Annotated in this window: 5 protein-coding genes and 1 pseudogene; 4 read left to right on the top strand and 2 right to left on the bottom strand. The window is 73.0% G+C overall.

Features of this window, described 5'->3' with window-relative positions; translation table 11 throughout:
• Together accD and PSH25_RS26870 are read right to left on the bottom strand one after the other, a co-directional pair.
• The coding region (gene accD, locus PSH25_RS26865; RefSeq protein ID WP_238661688.1) for an acetyl-CoA carboxylase, carboxyltransferase subunit beta at positions 1–849 on the bottom strand (849 nt) is incomplete at its 3' end.
• A complete protein-coding gene (locus tag PSH25_RS26870; protein ID WP_238661689.1) occupies positions 846–1184 on the bottom strand; it encodes a TcmI family type II polyketide cyclase in 339 nt (112 codons plus the stop codon). The genes accD and PSH25_RS26870, both read right to left, overlap by 4 nt.
• Positions 1185–1608: 424 nt before the next feature.
• On the opposite strand from PSH25_RS26870, the gene PSH25_RS26875 reads away from it, so the two are divergent.
• The 4 genes and pseudogenes from PSH25_RS26875 to PSH25_RS26890 all read left to right on the top strand — a co-directional run.
• On the top strand, positions 1609–2406 hold the full coding sequence (locus PSH25_RS26875) for an AfsR/SARP family transcriptional regulator (RefSeq protein WP_238661690.1): 798 nt from the start codon (positions 1609–1611) through the stop codon (positions 2404–2406).
• 93 nt (positions 2407–2499) lie between these two features.
• Positions 2500–2826, top strand: a pseudogene (locus PSH25_RS26880) (TcmI family type II polyketide cyclase); the annotation flags it as partial.
• A 115-nt stretch (positions 2827–2941) separates the two neighbouring features.
• The gene (locus PSH25_RS26885; RefSeq protein WP_238661691.1) at positions 2942–4291 is read left to right on the top strand and encodes an FAD-dependent oxidoreductase; all 1350 of its coding nucleotides are present in this window, start codon (positions 2942–2944) and stop codon (positions 4289–4291) included.
• A 366-nt stretch (positions 4292–4657) separates the two neighbouring features.
• A partial coding sequence (locus PSH25_RS26890; protein ID WP_372492859.1) for a hypothetical protein occupies positions 4658–5310 on the top strand: 653 nt, incomplete at its 3' end.

The following is a 5310-nucleotide window of genomic DNA, read 5'->3' on the forward strand; positions in this document are numbered from 1 at the left end:
GCGGCGCGGCGCCGGCTCCTGTCGGGGTACGGGCGGACGCGCCGGACGGCCGGCGCGGGTCGCGGCGAGCAGCGCCGCCAGCCGTCCGCGCAGTGACCGGCGTTGCACCACCATGTCGACCTGCCCGTGTCGGAGCAGGAAGTCGGCGGTCTGGAAGCCCTCCGGCAGGGCCCGGCCGGTGATCTGGCGGATCACCCGGGGGCCGGCGAAGCCCATCCGCGCGCCGCTCTCGGCGAGCACCAGATCGGTGTTGGTGGCGAACGAGGCGGCCACCCCGCCGTAGGTAGGGTCGGTGAGGACGCTCACGGTGAGCAACCCCGCCTCGCGCAGCGCGGCGATGGCCTGGCTGACGGTGGCCATCTGCATCAACGACAACGCGCCCTCCTGCATCCGCGCCCCGCCGGAGGCGGTGACCAGGACGAGCGGGGTTCTGTCGTCCAGCGCCCGTTCGGCCGCCCGGGTGATCAGCTCACCCACCGCGCAGCCCAGGCTGCCGCCGAGGAAGCGGAAATCCATCACCGCCAGGGCCACCGGGTGCCCGCCGATGGTGGCCGTGGCGCAGACGACCCCCTCGGCCAGGCCGGTGCTTGCCCGCGCGCCGGTGAGCCGGTGCGGGTACGGCAGCACGTCGACGAATTCGAGTGGGTCCGCCTCCGGCAGCCGGTCGGGCAGCAGGCGCAGCGAACCCGGGTCGACAAGTTGGCGCAGGCGTTCCGGCGCGCCGAGTCGGGCGTGCTCCCCGCACTCCGGGCAGACGTCGAGGTTGCGGCGCAGACGTTTGCGGTAGAGCAGGCTGGCGCAGCCGGCGCAGCGGGACCAGAGCTGCTCCTCGCTCGCGGTGGCCGTCACGACCGCCGCCCGGTGCCCGGGGCGTCGAACCGGTAGAAGCACCGCGCCATGGCGTCGCGTGGCGAGCGCCAGGTCGACAGGTACGGCGACACGTACGGACGCAGGCGGTCACTGACCCGGATGAACTCGGGGTGGCCACGGGCGGCCTCCACCGCGCCCTCCGCCGGCTCCGCGGTCTCGAGCAGGTGCACATAGAGGTCGTGCAGTCGGTACAGCGAGCGGTGCCGGACACCGACCAGGCGCGGCAGCTCCGTCGCGTCCGACTCGGCGAAGATCTCGGCGACCCGCTCCTCGGCGGTCGGATCCACCTTCGCGACGATCAGCGATCGGTCCATACTGGGCCTCCCCCCACAGCGTCCGGCCGGCGACGGGTGGCCCCCGGACGCGCTGGACGACTGCCGACACGATGCGCCGATCCTCGTCACGGCGGCGTCACCGGGGCGGGCCGGCCAGCGACGCATGGCGGTGACGCTGCGTTGACGCAACCTGTGTATCAGCTATGCGTCCGGTGTGCGCCGGTCGCCAATGTTTACGCAGTTCAGAACCGATCTCGGGTTGAGTGTCGCTAATAGAAGGTCCACGTGGCGTTGACTCAACGTGACCATTATTGATAATCTTCAGCTTGGTCAGCCCGGCGGCCTCGGCGGGTGGGGCCGCGCCTGGCCAGGCCACGATCGGCGGGGTCGACAGTGGCGTCGCGGGCAACCGATCCGGGACACAGCAGACAGTCGGGACGAGCGTTCCGCAGGGGGTGCCGCCGTGGCCGCTGATCCGTCCGTGCCGACCGCCGGAGACCCGCCCGAGGAGGGCGTCTCACTCCACCTGCTCGGCGGCTTCCGACTCCTCCGTGAGGCGGTGCCGGTCGTGGTGCCGCGCGGGCTGCAACGGGTGATCGCCCTGATCGGGCTCCGCCCCGGCGCCACCCGCAGCCAACTCGCCGGGCTGCTCTGGCCCGACGCGTCGGAGGAGCGGGCGCTGTCCTCCCTGCGTACCGCCCTGTGGCGGCTCCGACAGGACCCGTGCTGCCCGATGACCGTGGCCAGCGACACCGTACGCCTCGGCCCGGCGGTCCGGCTCGACGTGGACGACCTGGTCGGCACCGCGGCCCGGGTCCGCGACGGGGACGACCCCCGCACCGCGGCCGGGGCGCTCGCCGCCGGGCGGCACGACCTCCTCCCCGGCTGGTACGACGACTGGGTGCTGCTGGACCGGGAGCGCCTGCGCCAACTCCGCCTGCACATGCTCGAACAGGTGGCCGGGCACCACCTGGCCGCGGGGCGGCACGGTGAGGCCCTCGAAGCCGCGCTGGAGGCGATGGCCGCCGAGCCGTTACGGGAGACGCCACACCGGCTGGTGGTCCGCATCCACCTGGCCGAGGGCAACGCCTTCGAGGCCGTGCACGCCTTCTACGTCTACCGGGACCTCCTGCGCAGGGAGCTGCGGCTGGAGCCGAGCCCTGCGATGAGCGCCCTGCTCGACGACACCCTCGCCCCGATCCGTCAGGCCAGCCGCGACGCCATCACCGACCGCCCGTCACCGGCCGTTCGGCGTACGTGACGGTGACGTGACAGGCGCTGCGGCACGGTGGGCGCTCAGAGCACGTGGCACCGATCCCCGAGGGTCGGGAAGGCCACCGGCGGAAGGGGTCCCATGAGTCGTCTACTGATCGTCAGCCGGATCATCCCGGGAGCGGAGGGGCGGGTCGCGCAGATCTTCGCCGAATCCGACGCCACCGAACTCCCCGGCCTGACCGGCGTCACGCACCGATCCCTGTACTGCCTGCACGACCTGTGCGTACACCTGCTGGAGACCTCGGACGACGTCGACCCGGACGCGCTCGCGGCGGCCCGCAACCACCCGCTCTTCCAACAGGTCAACGAGCGGCTCTCCGCGCACACGTCGCCGTACCTGCCGACCTGGCGCTCCCCCCGGGACGCAATCGCCGGCTGCTTCTACCGGTGGGACGCCACCGACGCGCTTACGGCGCGCCCAGCCAGCACCGAGGCGCCCGCGGCGCGCCCCGTCAGCACCGAGGTGCCGGCAGCGCGACCGGTCGGCACCGAGACACCCGCCGCACACCCGGCCGGCTGACATGTCCGCCGCGCCGCCGCACGTCCTGATCATCGGCGCGGGCACGGGCGGGCTGTGCCTGGCGCACGGTCTGCGCCGCGCCGGGATCAGCGTCGCCGTCTACGAACGACACCGCGACCGCGCCGAGGGGCTGCTCGGCTACCGGGTCGGCATCGGCCCCACCGGTAGCCGGGCGCTGCGGGAGTGCCTGCCCCCGGAGCTGTTCGCCACCTTCCTGGCCACCTGCGCCCGGCCGCCGCACTACTTCAACGTCGTCACCCAGGGCCTCCGCCAGACCGCGTCGTTCGCGCTGCGGCCGAGCGCCGACCCGGTGCGTACCGAACACTCGGTGGCCCGGATGGTGCTGCGCCAGGTGCTGCTCACCGGCCTAAACGACGTGGTGCACTTCGACAAGACCTTCACCCGGTACGAGCAGCGCGACGACGGCACGGTCACCGCACACTTCGCCGACGGCACCAGCGCAACCGGCGACCTGCTGGTGGCGGCCGACGGCACCCACTCCGCCGTACGCCGCCAGTACCTGCCGCACGCCGTCATCCGCGACGCCGGGACGATCAACATCGCCACCCGGATTCCGCTGTCCCCGCACACCCGCAGTCTCATTCCGGAGCGGGTCCAGCAGGGCATCTCGCTGATCTTCGGCGTCGGCGGGATGATGGGCGTGCTGCACGTCATGGAGTTCAAGTGGGACGCCGCACGCGCGATCAAGCCCGGCGTCAGCGAGGCCGACGCCGCCCTGCTCCGCGACTGGCCCGGCCTGGCCCACGACACCACCACCGACAACATCAACCTGATCATCTGGAGTGCGGCCAACCGGTTCCCGGCCGACATCATGCAACGCCGCGGGGAGGACCTGGTGCAGGTCGCCCTGGACCTCACCTCGAACTGGCACCCGCACCTACGGGAACTGCTCGCCCACGCGGACCCGACCAGCGCCCTACCGATCAAAGTGTCCACGTCCGAGCCGGTGCCGCCCTGGAAGAGCAGCACCGTCACCATGCTCGGCGACGCCATCCACACCATGACCCCGGGTCGCGGCGTGGGCGCGAACACCGCGCTACGCGACGCCCGCCTGCTCTGCGCAGAGCTCAGCCGCGCCACCGCCGGCGACAAGACCCTGCTCCAGGCGGTCGCCGACTACGAGGCGGTGATGGCGCCGTACGGCTTCGCGCGGGTCGCCGAGTCGTTGAATCGCAGCGGCACCAACGGCGACGACCGGATGTACCGCCCGGTGGTGGGCCGGCTCGCGCTGCTCGGCGCACGCGGCTACTTCGGAGTGACCAGCCGAGTACCACGGCTCCGGCGCCGGTTCGTCGACGACTTCCACACCTACGAGGGCGACCGGGACTGACCCCCGCATCGCCCGACCCCGGGCTCGGCGTCCCACGCCGGGCCCGGGTCTCGTCATGTGCGGCGGGCTCCCCGGCCAGGCATGGCCCGCTTCGTGCCCGGCCGCGGTCTTATCGCGTCCCGGTCCTGCCGGCCCAGGTCTCGCCGGGCCCCGGTCTCGGTGGGTCGGGTTTGCCGTGATTGGACGACGCTGTGTTACCCGGTAGGCACCGGCTGAGGTGGCCGGACCAGTCGCAACGCTCTCGACCGATCCTCTCTGTCGTCGGCAATACGCGTGTGCGAAGCTGCGGCGAGTTTTTCTCGTGACTTTTCCATCGAGCTGAGAGGGAGGTTCGCCGTGGCGTGGTCTTTCGGACACTCGCTGATAGTGGTACTGGCACTGTTGCTGGGCCTGGCCGCCGGGTGGCTGCTGCGCGGTCGGCGGGGCGTACAGGGCAATTCGATAGTGGATGGTGACCCCGTCGCCGGCCTGGCCGTGATCGCATCGCCCACGCCGGCTGCCACCACCGACGAGGCCCGTCCTGCGGCCGCCGTCGACCCGGCGCCCGCCGCGGTCGCCGACGAGCCGGTCCCGGTCGACACGGTCAGCGCGCCAGCCGCGATGACCGGACCGGACGGTCCGACCCCGGTGCCCGTACCGGCGGACGCCCCGAGCACCGTCGACCCGGCGGAGATGGCGCTGACCGAGGACCCGCCGCCCGTACCGGCCAGCGAGCAGTCCGACGCCGCTGCGCTGCAGCCGGCCGTGGAATCGGCCCGCGAACCGGTCGCAGCCGTCGAGCAGCCCGCCCCGGCGGCCGTGGTCGCTCCGCGTCAGCCCGCGGACGACCTCCCGCCCGCCGACCCGGCACCGCTCGACCCGGCACCGCTCGACGACGTGCCGGTGGCGAGCACCCCGGTCGACATCACGCCCGCCGACGCCACGCCCGCCGACACGACGTCGGCCGACAACTCGCCGGTCTCCGTCGGCCCGGCCGACGATGCGGAGGCCAAGCCCACTGCGGTCGACCCGACGCCGGG

The organism is Micromonospora foliorum (genome assembly GCF_022229015.1).
GTDB classification, from domain to species: domain Bacteria; phylum Actinomycetota; class Actinomycetes; order Mycobacteriales; family Micromonosporaceae; genus Micromonospora; species Micromonospora foliorum.

Coding starts and splice junctions, on each gene's coding strand:
- PSH25_RS26885 (WP_238661691.1), top strand. CDS start 2,942: ATGTCCGCCGCGCCGCCGCACGTCCTGATCATCGGCGCGGGCACGGGC.
- PSH25_RS26870 (WP_238661689.1), bottom strand. CDS start 1,184: ATGGACCGATCGCTGATCGTCGCGAAGGTGGATCCGACCGCCGAGGAG.